Below are 19,945 nucleotides of genomic sequence, written 5' to 3' on the forward strand. Positions count from 1 at the left end.
AGTTAGATCGTAAGTTTAGTTTGACGACAACTCCCATGCTCTTTGCGTGCACAGTTCCTGCAATCGGACAAATGTCCTGCTTCGAACAGAAAATGTGATTACACAAAAACGGCGCACATCGGCTTGCTGAGAGGATAAGAATGAATGGGAGACGAGAGTCTTCCGTTTACCTGGTTCCGTTCCAGCACGGTAAGATCATTGCTGTCCTGGTGTGAGATAACCAGCCAGCGCTGTGAGGGATCCAGTGCGATATGACGGGCGTTTTTACCGCCCCCGTCCGCAAGCTGCACCTGTGTCAGAAGGCCTGTTTTCCTGTTCACGTCGAAGACGGCAATCGTATCGTCAGCCACACGGTTTCCGGCATAGACATTCCTGCCATCGGCAGAAGATGCGATCTCGCCGACAAACGCGGTGCCTTTCGGAAAGTTCTCCGGGAGCGACGACAGAGAGCCGATCAAGCGCAACGACGTCTTCTTCTTATCCCATGCCAGCACATCGACCGTGGAATCAAGCTCATTGGCGCAGTAGACAAATCGCCCATTGGGATTCCATGCCAGGTGCCGAGGGCCGCTGCCCGGCCGTGAAGAAAAGTAAGGAGGGTCGCAAGGCGTCATCTCGGCAGTGTTGGAGTCCAACCGATAGATCATGATCCGATCCAACCCCAGATCATTGACGAATACAAACCGGCCATCAGGAGAGGTAATCGCAGAGTGAGTATGTGGCTTCTCCTGACGCTCTTGGACTGGTCCACTGCCACTAAACTGGAAGTGCGAGACAGGCCCGGAGAGCGAGCCATCGGCAAGCACACGATAAGAGCTCACGCTGCCACCACCATAGTTCGCCACAAAGACGCAACGGCCATCCGGTGAGACCGACACATGAGTCGGACCTCCACCCTGCGTATCGGAGATATTGAGCAGTTTGAGGCGCGCTTCGCCTGCCACCGTCGTGTACGCGCTTATCTTGGCGTCCTTGCCCCCAGCCTCTGTAACCGCATAGATGAGGCTCTCAGTGCCTCTCCTGTGCGTGGCCAGGAACGTAGGCGAGGCAACCTCTGCTGCCAGGGTGATGACTCCAATCTCACCCGTGGCTGCATTCCAATCGGCCGTGAAAATGCCTTGTCCAGGGCCGCGTCCGCCTGTACCGATAAAGATGCGCCGGGTCTGCATAGGAGCACCGGCGCGACCAAAGGCGGTGCGAGCTGAAAGCGTTATGGCAGGTAGTGAGACTAGGAAACTACGTCGTGAGATCATGCGCGCCTCGGGGAAGTTATGCGAGTTCATTCTACTGTTCTACCTGAACTGGAGTGGTGAGGGAGGCGTCTTCCGGAGGCTCACAGAGCTAGTGAGCCAGTTTAATGATCGCTCATGGTGAGCGATGGCTCTTTCCCAATGCTGTGCCGACTGATCCATTGCCGTAATTATTTGATTCCTGATAGAAATGCCTGCTGGACGCGATTGAAGCTGCGTCCACGCAGAATGGCGGCGACGATGGTGCGAGTCGCGCGCACGTCGCTGAGGCGCACATAGCGGCAACCGGCGTTCCGGTCTATGGCCATTTCGGGCGCGAGTGAGATGCCGACACCGGCGGCGACCATTGCGAAGAGGCTGCTGAACTGGCCGCTCTCGAACGCGATATGAGGCGTGATGCGTGCGTGCGTGCAGGCGTCTATGCTGAGGTCGCGAAAACAGTGGCCATCTCGTAGCATGACGAAGGATTCTCCGCGGAGATCCTTGATGGCGAGTGATTTGGCAGAGGCGTGGGGATGACCTTTGGGCAGAACGGCAAAGAGCGGCTCAGTGAGAATGGGAAACAGCTCCAGGTCTCTGTGGCGCAGGGGGAGGGCCAGAATCGCAAGATCGATCGACAGGTCTCGCAGGCTTTCGACTAGAATCGGCGTCGTTTCTTCAACAATGCGCAGCTTCGCTTCCGGATGCTTCCTTGTAAAGGACGCCGTGTAGCGCGGCATCAGGTAGGGAGCAATGGTCGGGATAACGCCCACGGCCACGCTGCCGTGAATGTCCGTACTCTTATCGGCCACGCTGGACCGCGCCGCCTCCATCTGGCTCAGAACGGAGCGGGCGTGGGGCAGAAAGGCGCGACCAGCCTCGGTGAGGCGGATACTGCGGCCCAGGCGGTCGAAGAGCTTTGCCCCCAGATCTTCTTCGAGCTTCAGAACCTGCTGAGAGAGCGAGGGTTGGGCGACCTGGCAGCGTTCGGCGGCGCGGCTGAAACTGCCCGTCTCCGCGATAGCACAAACGTAACGTAACTGGTGAAACTCCATAGGTGATACCTATACTCCGTATGGGAATTATGTATTGGAGCTATCGACCTCCATAATGCTACATTCATCTGGTCGAGACAAACTATATCCGGGCTCCAAGCGGACCCTGATAGTTGGACTCAACCAGTAAAAGGAGAGAAAGCATGTCAAGCGAAGCGAAGTGCCCCTTTCATCCAGCGAAGAGCGTAGGCACATCGAACCGTGACTGGTGGCCGAACCAGTTGAACCTGAATATTCTGCACCAGCACTCCTCCCTGTCCGATCCTATGGATAAGGAGTTCAACTACGCGGAAGAGTTCAAGAGCCTCGACTTTGCAGCGGTGAAGCAGGATCTGTTGGCTCTGATGACGGACTCGCAGGACTGGTGGCCTGCGGACTTCGGCCACTACGGTCCCTTGTTCATTCGCATGGCATGGCACAGCGCAGGTACGTACCGCACCGGTGACGGTCGTGGTGGCGGTGGCCGAGGCCAGCAGCGCTTCGCACCCCTCAATAGCTGGCCCGACAACGTGAGCCTCGACAAGGCGCGTCGCCTGCTGTGGCCGATCAAGCAGAAGTACGGCCAGAAGATCTCATGGGCCGACCTGATGATTCTCGCTGGTAATGTCGCCTTGGAGTCGATGGGCTTCAAGACCTTCGGTTACGGCGGCGGGCGCGCGGACGTCTGGGAGCCGGATCAGGATGTCAACTGGGGACTGGAGACCACCTGGCTGGGTACAGACAAGCGTTACTCCGGCGAGCGCGACCTTGCGAATCCCCTTGGTGCAACTACGATGGGTCTGATCTACGTCAACCCCGAAGGTCCCGAAGGTAATCCCGACCCCGTTGCGGCAGCCAAGGATATTCGCGAGACCTTCGGCCGCATGGCGATGAACGATGAAGAGACCGTTGCGTTGATCGCGGGCGGCCACACCTTCGGCAAGACCCACGGCGCTGGCCCTGCCTCCAACGTGGGAGCTGAGCCGGAAGGTGCAGGTATCGAGAATCAGGGCCTTGGCTGGAAGAACAGCTTTGGCACGGGCAAGGGTAGCGACACGATCACCAGCGGCCTGGAGGTCACCTGGACCAGCACGCCAACGCGGTGGAGCAGCAACTTCTTCTGGAACCTTTTCGGTTACGAATGGGAACTGACGAAGAGCCCGGCAGGTGCGCACCAGTGGAAGCCGAAGAATGATGCTGGCGCCAACACGATTCCGGATGCGCACGACTCGTCCAAGCGCCACGCGCCTTCCATGTTGACCACCGACATCGCTCTGCGTCTCGATCCGGCTTACGAGAAGATCTCGCGGCACTTCTATGAGAATCCCGATGCGTTTGCGGATGCCTTTGCCCGTGCGTGGTTCAAGCTGACACACCGTGACATGGGGCCGCGCGCACGCTACCTCGGACCGGAGGTTCCTGCCGAGGAGCTTATCTGGCAAGACCCCGTCCCCGCGGTCGGTCATGCATTGGTCAATGAGCAGGACATTGCTTCGCTCAAGAGCAAGATCCTTGCTTCGGGCTTGTCGGTCTCGCAGTTGGTCTCTACCGCCTGGGCGTCGGCGTCCACCTTCCGTGGCTCCGACAAGCGTGGCGGCGCAAACGGCGGCCGCATCCGTCTGGCCCCTCAGAAGGACTGGGAGGTCAATCAACCTGGGCAGTTGGCGAAGGTGCTGAAGACGCTCGAGGATATTCAGAGCGAATTCAACGGCGCACAGTCGGGCGGCAAGAAGATCTCGCTCGCCGATCTCATCGTCCTGGCTGGTTGCGCAGGCGTCGAGCAGGCAGCGAAGAATGCTGGTCTCACCGTGACCGTTCCCTTTATCCCGGGGCGCACGGACGCCTCGCAGGAGCAGACCGATGTGGAATCTTTCTCGGTGCTCGAGCCGGCTGCGGACGGCTTCCGTAGCTACCTCAAGGCCGAGTACAGCGTACCGGCTGAGGCGTTGCTGCTGGATAAGGCGCAGTTGCTGACGCTGACCGCGCCTGAACTGACGGTGCTGGTGGGTGGTCTGCGCGTGCTGGATACCAACGTCGGACAGACCCGGCATGGCGTCTTCACCAAGCAGCCGGAGGCTCTGACCAACGACTTCTTCATCAACCTGCTCGACATGGGCACGGAGTGGAAGGCGACCTCGGAGAGCAAGGAAGTGTATGAAGGGCACGACCGCAAGACTGGCGAGCTTAAGTGGACGGCTACACGTGCGGACCTCGTCTTCGGCTCCAACTCGCAGCTAAGAGCCGTGGCCGAAGTCTACGGAAGCGCGGACGCGCAGCAGAAGTTCGTCCATGACTTCGTAGCGTCTTGGACCAAGGTGATGAACCTTGATCGCTTCGACCTTGCGTAATCTCGTAAGGTAGGCCGCAGGGGCTTATGCCGTTCGCACCTCGACTTGATCCGGAATAACCCGGATCAAGTCGAGGCGCGAACGGTTTCTGCTTATGGAAGGGAACTAACAGGGCTTAGCCTTTACTGAAAAGCCCTGTTGGGGAGGATGAGTCTATCCAGGCGAGCTTGTGTTGATCTAGCTAAGGTGCGTTTCGACGGCTGGCGTTGCAGTCAAGATGCGATAGACCATGTCCGCCGTTCTACCCGATGCGGCCTCGGCGATCTCAATAAGCTCCTGGTGATGAGGGCTCAGATGACAGGCTGGATCGGTCGCATCGGGATCGCCCAGAATCTGCATGGCCTGGCAGCGGCAGCCGCCAAAGTCGATGTTCTTGCGATCGCACGAGCGGCAGGGCTCCTGCATCCAGTCCTCCCCGCGGAAGCGGTTGAAGGCTGCGGAATCACGCCATATCCAATCAAGGCTGCGATCTTGAACGGAATCGAACACCATGCCCGGAATAATCCCGGCTGAGTGGCATGGCAACACACGGCCCGCCGGATCAATCAGCAGCAACTGCTGCGCCCAGCCGCCGACACAGGCCTTGGGATACTTCGCAAAGTAGTCCGGTACCACTGCCTGCAGATGGATGCGGCCGCTCAGGCGTCCCTGAGCCTCTTGCAACACGCGAATACTGCGTTCCAACTGCGCCCGGGTGGGCATCAGGGTGTCTCGGTTCTTCAACGCCCAGCCATAGTACTGAACATGAGCTATCTCAATACGCTCCGGCCCCATGCTCTCAGCCAGGGCGATCATCTCCTCCAGCCGGTCAAGGTTCTGCCGATGCACGACGATGTTTACCGTGAAGGCGAGGTTCGGCTGAGCCTTGATGAGCTTTGCCATCTCGAGCTTCTTCGCGTGCACGCGAGCACCCGCCCACTGGTTCGCCTGCTGCTCGTCGGCATCCTGCAGGCTAAGCTGCATGTGGTCGAGACCAGCATCGACCAGCGATTGCAGGCGTTGCTCAGTAAGCCCAAGCCCCGACGTAATCATGTTGAGATACAGGCCCGCCTCACGTCCCGCGGCGATCAACTCCGGCAGGTCCTGCCTTGCCAACGGCTCACCACCGGTGAGATGCAGATGTACGATCCCCATCGCGGCTGCCTCGCGGAAGACGCGCGACCACGTCTCGGTCGAAAGCTCAGCATCCGCGGACTGCATCACCAGGGGGTTCGAGCAGTAGATGCAGTGCAATGGGCAGCGATGCGTCAACTCGCAGACCAGCGACAACGGCTGCGGAAGCGCGAGAGACTGCGGATTGTTACGGGCTTCGATCATGCTTCTTTGAAGAGTAGAACACTGCGTTGATGTAGGCTGCGCAGGAACCCATCCACCTCTTGAGCGATCTGTGCGTGCGCCTCAGGGGGATACTGCGCCTGAAGGGCATCGGTGATCTGTGAGACGGTACGCTGTCCATCCACAAATGCGAGGATCTCTGCCGCTGCTCCCTTCAACCGTAGTAGCCCTTCGGGAATCAGAAGGACTGTTTCATCCTCGTTGCGCGACTGCACCCGACACCCACGCGCAAGCTGTGGCACTCTGTTTGACGTATCGATCATGCGCTCGGCTCCGGACGGAAGACGCCAGGCGAAGGCGGAATATTCCCCGGTTCAACATACGAGTAATAGATGGCGTCGAGTTGGGCCCACAGTAACGCGCACTTTCGGCGCAGACACTCGACCACAAGCTCCTGTAGATCCGGCGTGGTCGCGTGCTCGAAGGCGTAATCGAAGGCGAACTTCGCATCTTCCGGAGCTTGCGTCAGACGCCCTTCAAAGTACGCGAGCCCCGGCACGACCCACGGATAGTGTTTGCGCAAAGCATCCATGCGCAACGCGATGAGGTTGCCTGCAAAAAGCTCCGTCAGCGACGATGCCACTGCCTCCAGCAGCGTTCTATGCGTGACGAGATCGACGTATGAATCAACCGCATAGCGGACGCCCGGCAGGATGCCCTTGTAGGACTGTACGTATGCGGCATCGAGACCGGTTGCCTCCGCAAGTTGAATCCATTTCTCGATCCCTCCCGGCTTCTCGGGATGTGCGGGGTCGCCGTCGTGGTCCACAATGCGCTTGCGCCACGCCAGGCGGAACTTCGCATCGTGCGACTTCGACAGAATGATGGAATCCTTGATCGGGATAATACTCTGGTAGTAAAAGCGGTTCAGCGCCCACGCCTGCATCTGCCCACGCGTCAGTTCGCCCGCGTGCATTCGCAGGTGGAACGGATGGGTGTGGTGATACATGGCTTCGCCGGTGCGTTGCAGGTAGTCACGAAGCCCTTGCTTATCGAGCATCTCTGCCATCAGAAGTCCATCTCCATCAGAGGTTGATCTCCATCCCGTCGTAACCGATCTCTATGCCGGCATTCAGCACGGCTTTTTGCTCCTCAGATCCGTTGGCTAGGATGGGATTGCTGTTGTTGATATGGGTGTAGATGCGTCGCACATGAGTCAGACCCCGCAGAGCTGTCAACGACCCATACGGTCCCCCAATTGGCATGTGCCCCATCTCGGTAGCGGACGGCGTACCGGGTTGCAGACGCTGCAGCTCGTCCTCGCTCCATAGCGTTCCATCCACCATCACGACATTGCAGTTGCTGAGCAGGTCCAGCAGCTCAGGCGTCATGGACGGTAGTGCCGGAAGATAGGCGGCTCGCCTGCCTTCGCTCGATTCGAAGAGCACGCCCAGTGTCATCTCGTTCAGCTTCAATCGGTCTCTCATCGCTGTCGGAATGTGCATAGGGAAGCTGCCAGGAAGCTCGATAGGAATGATCTTCAATCCCGGCAACGGGAGCAGAGGAACATCGTGCCGAATGGTCTGTGTGCGCTTCTGGCCTGGCACACGCTCCAGCATGGAAAAGAACGGATTCGATTCCAGCACAGAGAGCACGCTATCGGTCGCATAGATCGAGACCGGCGTGAACTCGCGCATCAGGAGAAGGCCCAGAATGTGGTCCAGATCAGCCGAGGTCAGCAGTACGCCGGCCACAGGCGTATGGCGCAGACCGTATTGCGGCTTAGGATGAAGAAAAGACGTCCGGGAAAGCTGGTCACGCAGGTCTGGAGAGGCGTTTACCAGCAGCCAGTCATTTCCATCCGCAGAGACGGCAAGCTGCGACTGGGATCGTGCAAGAGTGGGATGAGAGCGGGAGGCCTGACAGTTGGAACAAGCACAGTTCCACTGGGGAAGACCGCCACCTGCGGCGGCCCCCAGCAGATGTAGACGCACTGCGGCCTAAATCTCGGCAGGCGAGTAGGAGTTGATCTCGCAGCAGAGCGAGACTTCTTCATAGCTGGGCGTATTCCACTGCTTCATATACCGTTCACCTCTGAGAAAGATAGTAGGGGCGTTGACTTGCCTCTGTCAATGGAGGAGGGATTCAGGCGGGTTACTCATTGAGCCGCAAAGGGTTGCGCCGCTTCCATCACACGTAGCAGGTTCTCCCCCAGCAGGCCCTTTAGCTCACCGGCCTGCCATCCTCTCTCGAGCAGCGCAGCCGTTACCTTCGGCAGGTCCGCGGCACTCTCCATCCCCTCGACCGAAAGGGCAATCCCATCGAAATCCGAGCCAATCCCGACATGGTCTGGGCCCACCAGCCGCAACAAATAATCGAAGTGATCCACCAGTACGGAGAAGGGAACCGGTGGCAACTGCCGCGCATAGGGCCGGATCACCGCTAACTCTGCAGTAAATGGAACCGGCTCGCCCCGCTCGCGATACTGCTCCCTTACAGGTTTGAGTGCCTGTTCCACCTCGGGACGCTGTGCCACATACGCCGCTCGCCAAGCATCGCTGAGAAACGCGGCATAAAAGTTCACCATCACCAACCCGCCCTTCTTCGCGAGTGCGACCGCCATCTCATCGGTCAGGTTGCGCACCGCCTTGCATAACGCACGCGACGACGAATGAGAAGCAATCACCGGCACCGAACTCGTCTCCAGCACGTCCCAGAAGGCCGCGTCGCTCACGTGCGAAACATCCACCAACATGCCCAACCGGTTCATCTCGCGTATGACATCCCGGCCAAACTCACTCAGCCCCTTCGCGCCTTTGCCCTCACCGCTCGATCCGCACCACTCCGTCGAGTTGGCCCAGGTCAGTGTCATGTATCGCGCGCCGCTGGCGAAGAACTCCCGCAGCAACTCCAGGCTGTTCTCGATCGCGTGCCCACCCTCCACGCCGATCATGGCGGAAAACCGTCCAGCAGCCTTTGCCGCACGAATCTCCGCAGGAGAACAGCACACCGCCAGGGCCTCCGGATGCTTTGCGGCTTGCGTATGAACGCTGGCGATAAGTGTTCGCGTGCGCTCGGCAAACCGTCCCGACCACGACCCCGGCTCCGGCCATGCAATCAGAAATTCGCCATCGAGCCCACCGGCACGTGCCGTCTCCTCCGAAAGTTGTCCCAGGCCCAGGGGCTGACCGGTCCACTCCCAATCATCATCCACAAAACGCTGCGGAGTATCCGCATGTCCATCCAGAACGACGCTTTCCGCGTGCAGCGCCCGTGCCTCGGCAAGAAAATCCCTCATTGAGATATGTTAGCCTTCCCACACGCTTCAAGCCGTGTGCAGGTAGGTCATTCGGCCGAGCGGCAACTTCGATTTTGATGCTAAGCTTCGCCACAGATATTTGTGAATTGAGGAGAACGAATAATGACGAAAATGTATGCTGCGATTGCTCGGCGAGCCCTGGTGGTGGCCGCGCTCACGACTTTCTGCTTCACAGGGAATCTCTTGGCCCAGAACAAGGCGATAGGTTTTAAGCAAGGTGCTCCGTTCAGTGAAGGCTACATTGCAGGCAATACTCTCTATGTCGCCGGCCAGCAAGGTCCGGATGCTCATGGCAAAGTGACTGGCACGGATATTGCCCTGCAAACGACGAACGCGATCGCTGCGGTCAAGAAAGTTGTGGAGCAGGCAGGCTATCAAATGTCAGATATCGTATCTGTCACTGTTTATGTCACGGATCTCGCGGATGTTCCGGCGATGAACGAGGTTTACAAGAAGCTGATGGCGGATCCAAAGCCAGCTCGTGCCACAGTGCAGGTCGCGGGGCTGATCGGCGGGGCGAAGATCGAAATATCTGCAATTGCTGTAAAGCACTAAGAAGCCTGCTGCGGCATAGTGTTCGTCCGAAGGGACCGGCGTTCAGATGGAGGGGCTGGACGCCGGGAAGCGGAGCAAGATCGAACATCAGCGAACGTGAGCCGCTGCGCCGTCTAGAATCGAGTCCAGATTTTCCTTGTAGCGTTGGCTCCGCCGGAGATGTCGGATCGCAATCCAATACCGTGAGCGCAGTGCCCTCTGCATCGCTCTATTCGGGGAGGCGCTCCTCGGCTACCACATAGCAGCCGTGAGTTAATAATTTAAGGTGATACTAGGTTCGTTGGTGGATCTCCCCGAGAGCTTGAGTCAGGTCCTGATTCTCTACCGTCCATCTGACATCAGCGCGACCAAGAATGACTCCGGGTACCTGCATAGTGGCCATCATAGGCATCGATGCCTTCCTCTTCATTGTTAGCAAGAGCGTCCCAGTCAGAGTTTGCTAAACACGTAAATGCAGGACCATAGTCCATCTGGACTGTTCCGCTCTCTCCTTGAAGCCATTCACGATCTATTCATCTCCGGCTTCAGATTGTTCTAAGGAAGCAATGGAATAATTCTTTGTGTGACTACTCAAGATCATTCCCCAAGCCGCCGCCGTTTTCTTCGTCAAAGCTTTGTGTTCAGCGCTGCCGCTGCACTTCATCCTCTTGCATCCTTTGCGGCGGACCGAAAATCCTCTCCCAATCCCCATGCCGCGCACGCGCTTATGATCGGGGACTGGGGCGACGATCGTCACCTCGACTCACAGAGTTCCGTCGCACGAGCGATGGCCTCCTATACACGACAGCATCACCTGAAGCATGATGCGCTCTTCCTTCTGGGCGATAACTTTTATGGTGAGTTTCCTGGTGGCGTCGACTGCCCGCGTTTCCGCACTGACTTCGAAGAGATGTATCCGAAGGATGTCTTCAACTGCCCTGCTTACGCGGTCCCAGGCAACCATGATTACGAGGCGCGGCCAGAGATCAAACTGCACTCCCAGATGGCATACTCTGCGCGCGGCAACACCCGCTGGACCGAGCCTGCACAGTGGTATAGCTACAAGTTTCCACTACACAAGCCGGTGGCGACGGTTATCGCGTTGGACAGCAATATGCCATTTGCTGACGGCAAGCTGGCTCACGGCTTTACACATGTGATGACCGAAGAGCAGAGGCAGCAGCAGCTCGAATGGCTCAAGCTTGAGCTTGCCAAGCCGCTCACCACTCCATTCCGCATCGTCATCGCCCACCATCCTGTCTTCTCCAATGGCCCTCATGGCGATCACAAGGTTCTCATTGCGGATTGGGAGCCGCTTCTCCGTGAGCACAAGGTACATCTCTACCTTGCTGGCCATGACCATGATCTGCAGCACCTCGAATTTGAAGGGCATCCCACCTCCTTCTTCCTCTCCGGCGGCGGAGGCGCGGATCTGTACGATGAGCGTGACGAGGTCGTCCAGCGCGGTCCCTTCTTCAACAAGGTTCATGGCTTCAGCCATCTCGAAGCAACGGATAAGCTTCTCACGCTGCGCCACGTCGATACAGATGGCAACGTCATTCACGCTTTCACGAAGTCGCCAGATGGCACGGCATCAATCTTGGCGTAGCGTGACGCTACGGGATACATCCTCAGAGCACGGTCTCTAGTGGTATGAAAACACACAGTAACACTGACCGGAAGCTTGTCTTCTGGTCAGTGTTACTGCGGTTCCACGATAACTTCGCACCCTCTAGTCTCAAGCGCGCCTGACGACAAAGAAGTGAGCTGGCCACGGATCTTTTCTTACATCTCCGCAGCAGCCACCGCGAGCATCCGTAAATGCAAAGCTTTCAAGTAAGTCCCGACCATCGAACCAGCGCTACATCTTCTATGCGTGATTTGGAACCTCGGCCACCAATTCATCCACTCGTGAGAGAAGCAGCTTTAGAGTTGCGGAGGAGTTTACCCTGCGATAGCCCACGGATAAATCGATCGTCGGCGAGCAGCCCTGTAGTGGACGGGTTGTTACCGAGTCAGGAAGGAATGTCTTTGCATACGCGGGTAAGAGCGCGATGCCTCGGGTTGAAGCAATAAGAGACATCACGCCGCCGAGATTATCCACTTCATGGCTCGGTCTGATATCGAGGCCTCTCTCTTTTAGGTATCGATCAATAGCTAATCTCAGCGCGGGCGGCTTTCCCGACACGCTGAGAGCAGTCCCCGATACGCTGAGAAATGTCTCCCCTACGATCTCTTTCGCCTTGATCACACTCTGCGCAGCGAGAGGATGATCTTTAGGAAGAAATACCTCGAAAGGTTCTTCAATGATCAGACTGTACTCCAGTCCGGGGCCGCCATCTTCTCTGCGAAGAAAAGCTACGTCGATCAGCCCTTGCGAGAGCGCCGCCGCAAGCTGTGGAGAGTTCTGAGTGGAGATCACCACATGAATATTCGGCAGCTCATCACGGAGTATCTGGAGAGTCTTGGGGAGCCAGGTCGAGTCGTGACCGATCATAAAGCCCAAAGAGAAGTAAGGCTTTGTCGGATTGGCTATTTGGCGCACCGACTGTACCGCAGTCTCAGCCTGGGAGAGCATCACTCGAGCATGGTCCAGAAACACCCGGCCTGCCGCGGTGAGCTCGACCCCGCGAGTGCCCCGTAAGAAAAGCGCCGCCCCAACCTCATTCTCAAGGTCGCGGATCTGGCGGCTCAGAGATGGCTGAGTGGTGTGCAGTTTTTCTTCTGCCGCAAGCTTGAGGCTTCGTGCTTCAGCCACGGCTACGAAATAACGAAGATGCCTGAGCTCCAATGTCCACCTCTGCCTAGAAAGCATAGCCCCTCAGCCTACAAAGCAATTTTATTAATGACTCTGGAAGGCTATTTTTTCATTGGAAACGATGCACGCAACAGAGGAGCGTTGCTATAGCCATATAGCGTCGACACTGGCCTCTCCTCTTCATGCCAGGTCGTCGCTCAATCAAGAGCGCTACTCAACAGAAAGGTGGAGATACATGCCTCACTCATTAGAAGGAAAAGTCGCTTTGGTTACAGGCGGATCGCGTGGAATCGGTGCCGCAATCGCAAAACGACTGGCTGCGGACGGAGCCAGCGTGGTCATCACTTACGCAAAGGACGCCAACTCGGCTTCCACCGTCGTCAAAGCGATTGAATCCGCTGGCGGAAAAGCGGTCGCGATTCAGGCTGACGCTGCCGATGTTGCTGCCGTCAAGGCTGCGGTCGAAAAGACAGTTGCGACCTTCGGCCAACTGGATGTGCTCGTGAACAATGCAGGCACAGCCATTCCAAAGGTCTTTGAGGAGACCACCCTGGAAGAGATCGATCACATGATCAACCTCAACTTCCGTGGCATATTGGTCGCGACGCAGGCAGCTCTCAAGCACATGAAGAGTGGAGGCCGCATCATCATGGTTGGCTCATGCGTGGGCGAGCGCACCATGACCCCTGGGCTGGTAGCCTACTCGGCCACCAAGGGAGCCGTGAAGATGTTTACTCAGGGGTTGTCTAGAGAGGTTGGTGGCCGAGGCATCACGGTCAACAATGTTCAGCCGGGTCCGATCGACACGGAGCTTAATCCCGCTGCGGGCGATTGGGCAGTGCCTCAGAAGGCCCTTACGTCGCTCAACCGTTATGGCACAGTGGAGGAGGTCGCCGCATTGGTGGCATTCGTCGCCGGTCCGGAGTCTTCGTATATCACCGGAACGAATCTGACTGTCGATGGCGGGACGAACGCCTGATCGAAGCGCGCACCCAGTTCAAGGACCAGAAGATAGTCATCTTTATGGATGTGGTTGAGAGTCGACGGACTAGCGAGGTCGGCTCTCCCACGATAGTGTGCTCTACAGCACAATTTATGTTCGTTATTTCTGGAGTAAAACAGAGTGTCATTGTCGCGGATCGCTTCCGATAGGTTGCCCTCTCGTTACGACTCTGTCAGTACGGGTAACCTTGAGGGGAAGAGCGACGGACAAGCTGAGATACAACTGCACTTCAAATATCTTGTCCGCTGGGTTCGCTCTACGTTGAAAGATGGCATCGGCCACGGCAGCATCCACCTGCAACATAGCGTGGAAGTGGAAGCGCAGAGCTTTGTCGCTCTGGTTCATGGGGCAATGATCTCTGCCCGAGAGTTTGGCTCGCCGGGCATCTTTACCTCAATCACAAAGGGTGCTCTGGAACGCCTTCGAGCCTCAAATTGAAGTTGCTCTAAGATTACCCTTTTGACATAAGACATCTTAACCCCTCCTGGTCTGCCTACTAGTAAGTGGTAGTTGCGTAATGGCATCCGCCCACTACCTGATGATTTCTCGAATCACCCTTCTATGGAGAATTCTATGTCAGTCCCGATCTCTGAAGAACGTCCCACCTGGTACGTTGTTGCGAACAACGATCGAGCCATCGCACCGGCACTCGAGGTGACTATGGCAAAACGGATGAAGGCCGCGACGTTGACCTTGCAGTCCGGACACCTGTCCATGCTGAGTCATCCCGCCGAGGTCTCGAGCTTCGAAGAGAAAGCAGCCTGCTCACTTGGAGCCCTCAAACAAACTCAATGCAGATTTGTTTCCGCATCGAGAATCTTCTCTGGATTGATAAGTGTAATGGACCGCACTATGGAAACGTTTTCTTCAATAGAGCAATCTTCGCCGGAGCAGAGAATGGTGGCCTGTCCCGTCTTTTTTGTATTACATCAATTGATACGCGATAACAGTAGGCACTTCATCGTTACTGGTTAGTAGTTACCTCGCAGCCCGCGAGGTCTTCCAACAGGCGGATGGAGCCGCAGATATCCTCTTCGCCAAACCCTTTGGCGATTGCAGCGCGATACATCTGACGGGAGAGCGCAGTGAGGGGAACGGGTACGTTCAGATCGGCGGCAGAGTCCAGCATGAGCTGCATATCTTTTTCCAGCCACTTCACAGAGAAGCGAGGATCGAAGTCACGTTTGAAGACCAATGGGGCCTTCAGGGAGACGAGGCCCGATTTCGCCGCGCTGTTTTCGATGATCTCGAGCATCAGCTCAGGCGGCACGCCTGCCTTGGTGCTGAGCACAATGCTCTCGTTGAAGGCCTGCAGCAAATTGCCGAGAATCATGTTCTGGGAGAGCTTGGCGTGGAGGCCCTGGCCGGAGGCCCCGCAGTAGTAAAACTGCTTTCCCATAGGTTCGAACCATGGCTTTACGCGATCGAAGACCTCTCTGTTGCCGCCGACCATGAAGGTAAGTGTTCCAGCCTCCGCACCTCCTTTCGAGCCGGTGCATGGTGCGTCCAGAAATTCGATGCCGGACGTCGAAAGTTCTTCCGCCATCTGGCGGCTCTCTTTGGGGGAGATGGTGCTGCAGTCGACGATGACGAGGCCCTTTTTCGCACCTGCGAGAAGACCGTCCTTGCCAAAGATGACCTCGCGCGACATGGCCGTATCGCCGACGCAAAGGAAGACACAGTCGCTGGCCTCAGCGACTGCGCGGGGTGTTGCGCAGGCATTGCCTCCCAGTGCTTCCGCCTTGCCCTTGCTGTGCGACCAGAGAGCAACCTCGTGCTTGGCCGCCACAAGCCGCTTCGCCATAGGCCCACCCATGATGCCAAGTCCAAGAAAACCTAGTTTCGCCATCTTGCCCCCTTTATGAACTCAGTTTTGCTTCCACCCGACCGTCTCAAAAGGATCTATGCAAAGTCGACTGCTACGACTTCATGCAACGCGATAGACGGCACTTCGAGCTGGAGTATGCCTTCCTTGTTGGTATAGTTTGGCTTTATTCCTGCGACAAGCAAATGCACTTGCTTCACCTTGCGGCCGTCTGGGATCTTGATGCTGACCTGCTGGGCTGTGATTGGAATGATCTCGCGGATCGGGCCTTTCATCATCATGGGGTTGGTTAGGTTCACGAAATGAGCGGTCATCGAGCTCTTCTGCGTCCATACCGAAACGTCCAGCACGCCTTTGCCCTCGACGGTCAGAGGGGCTGGCTCGTTAGTCGCCCATAGGACGGCGTTGCGCAGTAGCCGAGCTTGATCGAAGCTTAATGTCTCCCAGAACGTGCGGTCGATATCGCCGGGTAGATAGACGACGCGCCCCTTGCCTACTTGGCGAACGACAGCTCCAGGCTCTCCCTTCGGCGCATCCTTGCGCGGGAAGACCTCTTCCATGGGAAGGTCGGGGTAGGTCGGGACTACCTGTAAGGGGTATGTCCCATCTCCGGCTGGAGTTATGGAGACCTGATTTGCTCCATTGATGATGCGGACTGAGTCTTCGAGGTCTTTGAGCAGAGGATGGTACTGCCCCGATGAATCCTTGTTGAGGCTCAGGTATGAATTGAGCATCGGACCTTCAACTTTACCTGCGTAATTGACGCCAAAGAGAGAAGCCAGTCCGAAGTTAGTGCGACGCACGCCCCACTCGTCATAGAGGGAGGTTTCGAAGGTTGCGACCAGATTACCGCCGCCCTCCACGAACTCCTGAAGCTGCTTGCATTGAGCGGTGGAAAGCGCGGCGATGTTCGGAAGGATGAGCGTGCGAAACTGGCTGACGTGCGTGGAGTCGAGCAGATGATCGTGGACCATCTCGAAGGGGATGCGTGCTTCGATGAGTGCCTGATAGAAACCGAGTCCGGGGTCTTCGACTTTGGCGCGGGCTTCTTCCCCACCGTAGTATGAGGCGGTCTGCTGCGAGAAGACCAGGCCGACTCTGGCGAGTGGTCGCTCGTTGCGCAGATAGGCTTCATTCGCGGCGTGCCATTTGTAGATGCCTTCGATGACCGGCACCCAGCGGGGGTCGATGATCTTGCAGTCGAACTTCGTAAACCAGGGCCGCAGGTCGTGTGCGATGCCGTCTGCTACCCACAAGCGGATCTCGTCATCGCTCTGGACGGAGTCTTTCCAGCGATACTTGTCCTCCAGCCCCATACTGAAGATGCCGACGATCGCCTTGCGGCCCATGGTCGAACGATACTCCTTGCCGTTCTTGCCGTTGGCCCACGGAGGCATCAGACCGGCACGGCCCTGGCGGTCGGCGAAGAGTGTCGGGGCTAGTTCGCCGACGGTCTTCATGTCGAGCTCGCTGAGAGCGCCGCCACCCGCGTTGGCGATATAGCTGGCGTTAGGATTCACCTTTTGAATAGTCTCGTTCCATAGCCGCCATAGCTCGAATAGTCGCTGCTGATGCCAGATGATGTATTGCTTGCGTGCCGGATCCTGTGGGTCGCGTGTTCGCGGCAGGTCCAGGCCGCTGAAGGTGCGAAAGTTCTTCTGGCAGTTCTCGCAGTAGCACATGCCCGATCCGGCCCAGCGATTGGTGAAGATGCCGTCGACCATGTACTTGGTCGTAATCTCCTGATGCACCGCGGTCATGAACTCGAAGTTATAGGGTCCGAGCGCGCAGGTGAGCCAGAAGTCCTTATCGGAGGGATGGCGAAGTTTGTTGCCCTTCGCATCGACCATGATCCAGTCGGGGTGTGCGTCGTAGACGTCCTGATGGCAGGCATGGGCATCGGTGCGTGCCACAACAACGATGCCCATTGCGCGGCAACCCTTCATCAAGTCGCCGAAGGTATCCATATTGCCAAGCCATTTGCTGCGGTAGTGGAAGGGCACTTGCGTGGGATAGTAAGCAACTGCGCCACCTGCGTTTAGGGTTACCGCTTCGACGTGCAGACGCTTGAAGTAGTCCAGCCAGAACTGTTGATCGTAGTTGCCGGGGTCATCTTCGGCAAAACCAATCTGAGCCCATCGCATGGGTTTGTCGTACCAGTCTTTTGCCGGCTCACCCACGCCCGGCGCACCGGCGAAGGACTCCGCCAGCGTGCCAAAAGCTGGCTTCAATAAAGTTGAAGCCGATGCAGCTACGGAATAACCCAGAAAAGTTCGACGACTGGTTGCCATCTTTTATTCCCCGACTCTCTCGCCGTCATCCATCACGGCAGTTTGTTCGCAACGGTTAGCGCAATGAGATGACTGCCGCATCCCGTGCCGGTACGTTGACCGTGACCTGTTGCCCCGAGACCTTGATGTCGAGCTTGCCCCACTTGTCTTCGCCCGTGGAGAATCTCCCGAGGTCTGAACTGAGTGAGACGGATACCGAACGATCGGTTCGAGTTGGATTCGTCACCCACAGGTTGGTTCCGCCTTCTCCCTGATGTACGCGCACCTGGACCTCGTTGTCATTGACCTTCACCCGTGGAACAATGCTGGCCATCTTCAGAAACCCGGCAAACAAGGTTAGCGTTGGCTTGTCGTGGTGCAGGTAGTAACCGCTGCCAGGGAACGAGCCCATCAACAGGGTGCGACCACGGCCCATCTGGTTCTCGACTGCCGCCACCGAGCCATTCGGATAATGGCCCGCTGCCTTGCCCCCCTTGACCTCGTATTGCTGGAAGAAGTAACGGCCATGAATGTTATTGCCATTGACCTCCATCATGAGGTTGTCGTGGATGTCAGCCAGGAACTCGACGTAGCTCTCTCTCGCGCCGAAGACCTCATCCAGACCATAGTTAGGCTGTACTTCTCCCACATGGCCATGTTCGCCGAAGTAGGCGGGAAGTCCCTCGCTGATAAGCGTGCCACCCTTGCTTACATAGTCCTTCAGCTTGGCCACGGTCTCAGGCTTCATCATCACCGGGTAGGCCAGATAGATGAGTTTGTACTCGTCGATGTTATCGAGCGCGACGAAGTCCGGTTGAATGTTCTGGTCGAAAAAGGCCTGATATGCGCCGCGCATGGACTCAAGGTAAAAGTCCGTCGAGAGCTGTTGCACGTAGTTGAATAGTTCTGCCTCTGGGATAAAGAGCAGGCCGACATCGCCGCGTACGGGACGTGACTTCCATATCTCGGGATGAGCATTGGCCCAGGTCAGTGTTTTGCCTGCCATCTGCGCGCGCGGCGTCACCGAGCCATCCATGCCGATGGAGCCAAATGCTCCAAAGAGCGGCCCGTCCAGCAGCGGGCGATAGCGACAGTAGAGCAGACCGCGTGCTCCTCCTGCAAAGGAGATCATGTTCCAGATGCGGATGTCCTCCGGTTCGGTGACGCGGCCGTCCTCGCGCGGTTTGCCGATGAGTTGAGGTTGCATCCAGAGCGGGCCACCCTGTGCTTCCGCGTGCCAGAACGGTTTGCCGCGCGCTCCGGCACGGACCAGATCGAATGATTGCCACTGCCGCCAGGGTTCCGTGCCGTGCCGCGACTGAACCCAGGTGAGGCCGTACACATCGACACGCTTGGCGGCCATCCACTCGTTATGCGAGGCGGAGGCGTGACTCTCCAATGTGCCTGCGACACCGTGGCAGGTCACCAGATGTTTGGGGTCGAGGCGACGATACAGCGCGATGCGCCAGTCGAAGTGTTCGTATGCCTTATCAATGCGATGCTGCAGCCAGTCGAGACTCTCCGGATAGCCGCTGAAGTCATGCGGTGGCTCGATATCGGCCCACTCCGAGAAGCTGGGGCGATGCCAGGTCTTGCAGACTGCATCGAGCGAACCGTACTTATCCTTGAGCCACTCCTGTAACTTCTTCTGGCTTGCTTCGCAGAAGCAGTTCATCTTGCCGATGCGACCACTGTCGTAGGTCGTCTCATTCCACAGGTCATAACCCAGCAGGGCTGGATGGCCACGGTAGTGCTCGATCAGTTTAGTGTGAAAGTTTTCCGCCAGCGCTTTGACATCAGCATTGTCGAGACACAGACCGGGAAATCCTCCGATGCCGCTGCTCGCCGAGACAGAGCTGTGTGTGATTGAGTCGTCGCTCGCTTTATAGCGTGCATGCGGATACTTGCGGAAGGCCCACTCGGGCGCTGCGGTATCGAGCGTTGCGATGATGACCTTGATGCCGTTCTTCGCTGCGAGATCCATCATCGTGTCATAGTCGGCCCAATCCCACTTGCCGGGTGCGACCTCAAGCGCGGACCACATGAACCAGTGGCGAAAGGTATTCATCCCGAGCTGCGATGCAGTCTGATGATCGCGTGCCCACTCATCCGTCGGAGGGTTGGATTTGCGGAAGTAGACGCCGCCGGAAGGGAAGACCGAACCCATGTTGACTTCGGTGCTGGGCATGACGACTGTAGAGGCTGTGTCCTGTCCCACCAACGCGCCAAGAAGCGGCTGCGTATGACCCACGGCAGAAGACGCCGTAATCATCGCGGTAGACAAGAGGAAGTCTCTTCGAGTTACTTCATTGTTATCGCTCATCGTTATCTCTCTCCGGTCATGTGAAGG

General features: G+C 57.4%; 16 protein-coding genes. 5 read left to right on the forward strand and 11 right to left on the reverse strand.

Annotation, left to right across the window (positions count from 1 at the left end; all coding sequences use genetic code 11):
• Window positions 1–98: 98 nt before the first annotated feature.
• Both FTO74_RS07565 and FTO74_RS07570 read right to left on the reverse strand, forming a co-directional pair.
• A complete protein-coding gene (locus FTO74_RS07565; RefSeq protein ID WP_255462560.1) occupies window positions 99–1,283 on the reverse strand; it encodes a lactonase family protein in 1,185 nt (394 codons plus the stop codon).
• 137 nt (window positions 1,284–1,420) lie between these two features.
• Complete coding sequence (locus tag FTO74_RS07570) at window positions 1,421–2,284, reverse strand: hydrogen peroxide-inducible genes activator (RefSeq protein WP_162537600.1); 864 nt, start codon at window positions 2,282–2,284, stop codon at window positions 1,421–1,423.
• 143 nt (window positions 2,285–2,427) lie between these two features.
• On the opposite strand from FTO74_RS07570, the gene katG reads away from it, so the two are divergent.
• Window positions 2,428–4,611: a catalase/peroxidase HPI gene (gene katG / locus FTO74_RS07575; RefSeq protein ID WP_162537601.1), complete on the forward strand. Its 2,184-nt coding sequence runs from the start codon at window positions 2,428–2,430 to the stop codon at window positions 4,609–4,611.
• Window positions 4,612–4,788: 177 nt separating this feature from the next.
• Here the strand turns inward: katG and pqqE are convergent, their stop codons facing one another.
• The 5 genes from pqqE to FTO74_RS07605 form a co-directional block, all read right to left on the reverse strand.
• The gene (pqqE, locus tag FTO74_RS07580; protein WP_162537602.1) at window positions 4,789–5,928 is read right to left on the reverse strand and encodes a pyrroloquinoline quinone biosynthesis protein PqqE; all 1,140 of its coding nucleotides are present in this window, start codon (window positions 5,926–5,928) and stop codon (window positions 4,789–4,791) included.
• Window positions 5,925–6,209 (reverse strand): pyrroloquinoline quinone biosynthesis peptide chaperone PqqD, encoded by a 285-nt coding sequence (gene pqqD / locus FTO74_RS07585; protein WP_162537603.1) that lies wholly within the window; start codon window positions 6,207–6,209, stop codon window positions 5,925–5,927. The genes pqqE and pqqD overlap by 4 nt, the downstream gene beginning before the upstream one ends.
• On the reverse strand, window positions 6,206–6,955 hold the full coding sequence (gene pqqC / locus FTO74_RS07590) for a pyrroloquinoline-quinone synthase PqqC (RefSeq protein WP_162537604.1): 750 nt from the start codon (window positions 6,953–6,955) through the stop codon (window positions 6,206–6,208). The genes pqqD and pqqC overlap by 4 nt, the downstream gene beginning before the upstream one ends.
• A gap of 16 nt (window positions 6,956–6,971) precedes the next feature.
• The gene (gene pqqB, locus FTO74_RS07595; RefSeq protein ID WP_162537605.1) at window positions 6,972–7,880 is read right to left on the reverse strand and encodes a pyrroloquinoline quinone biosynthesis protein PqqB; all 909 of its coding nucleotides are present in this window, start codon (window positions 7,878–7,880) and stop codon (window positions 6,972–6,974) included.
• Window positions 7,881–8,044: 164 nt separating this feature from the next.
• Window positions 8,045–9,184: a dipeptidase gene (locus FTO74_RS07605; protein WP_162537606.1), complete on the reverse strand. Its 1,140-nt coding sequence runs from the start codon at window positions 9,182–9,184 to the stop codon at window positions 8,045–8,047.
• Between the two features lie 123 nt (window positions 9,185–9,307).
• Here FTO74_RS07605 and FTO74_RS07610 point away from each other — a divergent pair, with 123 nt between their 5' ends.
• Together FTO74_RS07610 and FTO74_RS07615 are read left to right on the forward strand one after the other, a co-directional pair.
• On the forward strand, window positions 9,308–9,760 hold the full coding sequence (locus FTO74_RS07610; RefSeq protein ID WP_162537607.1) for a RidA family protein: 453 nt from the start codon (window positions 9,308–9,310) through the stop codon (window positions 9,758–9,760).
• A 616-nt stretch (window positions 9,761–10,376) separates the two neighbouring features.
• On the forward strand, window positions 10,377–11,348 hold the full coding sequence (locus FTO74_RS07615; RefSeq protein ID WP_255462561.1) for a metallophosphoesterase: 972 nt from the start codon (window positions 10,377–10,379) through the stop codon (window positions 11,346–11,348).
• A 261-nt stretch (window positions 11,349–11,609) separates the two neighbouring features.
• Here FTO74_RS07615 and FTO74_RS07620 read toward each other — a convergent pair whose 3' ends face one another.
• Window positions 11,610–12,554, reverse strand: a complete 945-nt coding sequence (locus FTO74_RS07620; protein WP_220399103.1) for a LysR family transcriptional regulator — start codon at window positions 12,552–12,554, stop codon at window positions 11,610–11,612.
• 178 nt (window positions 12,555–12,732) lie between these two features.
• Here FTO74_RS07620 and FTO74_RS07625 point away from each other — a divergent pair, with 178 nt between their 5' ends.
• Window positions 12,733–13,476, forward strand: coding sequence for an SDR family oxidoreductase (locus FTO74_RS07625; protein WP_162537610.1), 744 nt, complete (start codon window positions 12,733–12,735; stop codon window positions 13,474–13,476).
• A gap of 597 nt (window positions 13,477–14,073) precedes the next feature.
• Entirely contained in the window at window positions 14,074–14,475 is a 402-nt protein-coding gene (locus FTO74_RS19430; RefSeq protein ID WP_181955722.1) for a hypothetical protein, read from the forward strand.
• On the opposite strand, the gene FTO74_RS07635 is transcribed toward FTO74_RS19430, so the two are convergent.
• The 3 genes from FTO74_RS07635 to FTO74_RS07645 form a co-directional block, all read right to left on the reverse strand.
• Window positions 14,465–15,349 carry an NAD(P)-dependent oxidoreductase gene (locus FTO74_RS07635; protein ID WP_162537611.1) on the reverse strand — a complete coding sequence of 295 codons (885 nt, stop codon included), beginning with the start codon at window positions 15,347–15,349 and terminating at the stop codon, window positions 14,465–14,467. The genes FTO74_RS19430 and FTO74_RS07635 overlap by 11 nt on opposite strands.
• A 53-nt stretch (window positions 15,350–15,402) precedes the next feature.
• A complete protein-coding gene (locus FTO74_RS07640) occupies window positions 15,403–17,556 on the reverse strand; it encodes a beta-galactosidase trimerization domain-containing protein (protein WP_220399104.1) in 2,154 nt (717 codons plus the stop codon).
• 115 nt (window positions 17,557–17,671) lie between these two features.
• The gene (locus FTO74_RS07645) at window positions 17,672–19,918 is read right to left on the reverse strand and encodes an alpha-amylase family protein (RefSeq protein WP_162537613.1); all 2,247 of its coding nucleotides are present in this window, start codon (window positions 19,916–19,918) and stop codon (window positions 17,672–17,674) included.
• Between the last annotated feature and the right edge of the window lie 27 nt (window positions 19,919–19,945).

The sequence above is a fragment of the Granulicella sp. WH15 genome, from assembly GCF_009914315.1.
Lineage (GTDB): Bacteria > Acidobacteriota > Terriglobia > Terriglobales > Acidobacteriaceae > Edaphobacter.

What these genes read in the sequence shown, in the direction of transcription:
- FTO74_RS07625 (WP_162537610.1), top strand. Translation starts at nt 12,733, where the DNA reads ATGCCTCACTCATTAGAAGGAAAAGTCGCTTTGGTTACAGGCGGATCG.
- FTO74_RS07565 (WP_255462560.1), bottom strand. Translation starts at nt 1,283, where the DNA reads ATGAACTCGCATAACTTCCCCGAGGCGCGCATGATCTCACGACGTAGT.
- FTO74_RS07620 (WP_220399103.1), bottom strand. Translation starts at nt 12,554, where the DNA reads ATGCTTTCTAGGCAGAGGTGGACATTGGAGCTCAGGCATCTTCGTTAT.
- katG (WP_162537601.1), top strand. Translation starts at nt 2,428, where the DNA reads ATGTCAAGCGAAGCGAAGTGCCCCTTTCATCCAGCGAAGAGCGTAGGC.
- pqqD (WP_162537603.1), bottom strand. Translation starts at nt 6,209, where the DNA reads ATGATCGATACGTCAAACAGAGTGCCACAGCTTGCGCGTGGGTGTCGG.
- FTO74_RS07635 (WP_162537611.1), bottom strand. Translation starts at nt 15,349, where the DNA reads ATGGCGAAACTAGGTTTTCTTGGACTTGGCATCATGGGTGGGCCTATG.
- FTO74_RS07605 (WP_162537606.1), bottom strand. Translation starts at nt 9,184, where the DNA reads ATGAGGGATTTTCTTGCCGAGGCACGGGCGCTGCACGCGGAAAGCGTC.
- FTO74_RS07570 (WP_162537600.1), bottom strand. Translation starts at nt 2,284, where the DNA reads ATGGAGTTTCACCAGTTACGTTACGTTTGTGCTATCGCGGAGACGGGC.
- pqqC (WP_162537604.1), bottom strand. Translation starts at nt 6,955, where the DNA reads ATGGCAGAGATGCTCGATAAGCAAGGGCTTCGTGACTACCTGCAACGC.
- pqqE (WP_162537602.1), bottom strand. Translation starts at nt 5,928, where the DNA reads ATGATCGAAGCCCGTAACAATCCGCAGTCTCTCGCGCTTCCGCAGCCG.
- FTO74_RS07645 (WP_162537613.1), bottom strand. Translation starts at nt 19,918, where the DNA reads ATGAGCGATAACAATGAAGTAACTCGAAGAGACTTCCTCTTGTCTACC.
- FTO74_RS19430 (WP_181955722.1), top strand. Translation starts at nt 14,074, where the DNA reads ATGTCAGTCCCGATCTCTGAAGAACGTCCCACCTGGTACGTTGTTGCG.
- FTO74_RS07610 (WP_162537607.1), top strand. Translation starts at nt 9,308, where the DNA reads ATGACGAAAATGTATGCTGCGATTGCTCGGCGAGCCCTGGTGGTGGCC.